Source organism: Burkholderia sp. SIMBA_062, assembly GCF_046534765.1.
Lineage (GTDB): Bacteria > Pseudomonadota > Gammaproteobacteria > Burkholderiales > Burkholderiaceae > Burkholderia > Burkholderia ambifaria.
Window position 1 is genome coordinate 1 of record NZ_JAWRYD010000193.1, and the last position, 290, is coordinate 290.

The following is a 290-nucleotide window of genomic DNA, read 5'->3' on the forward strand; positions in this document are numbered from 1 at the left end:
CGGCGTCGTCACCGCGGATCGGGACGACGATCGCGTCTGAGCGCCGCCGCCCCACTCCGCCTGCGCCTCATCGCGTCTGTCTTTCGACACGCTCGCCTCGTCCTCGTCACCCACTTCGCGTCGTTCCCTTGCATCGCGTCCGCTGTGCCTGTCGGGCGCGTCGAGCCACAGCGCATCCATCGCATCCCTCGCGTCAAGCCGCGCGGCGGCGCGGCACGCGCGCCGCGATCAGCAGCAGCGCCGCCAGCGACACGATCAGCAAGATCAGCGACAACGCCGACGCCGGCAGG

The 290-nt window shown here is 71.4% G+C and carries 1 protein-coding gene; it reads right to left on the reverse strand.

Annotated elements, in window-relative coordinates:
* On the reverse strand, window positions 1–180 hold a 180-nt coding region (locus tag SB786_RS35990), incomplete at its 3' end, for a hypothetical protein (protein WP_410731543.1).
* Between the last annotated feature and the right edge of the window lie 110 nt (window positions 181–290).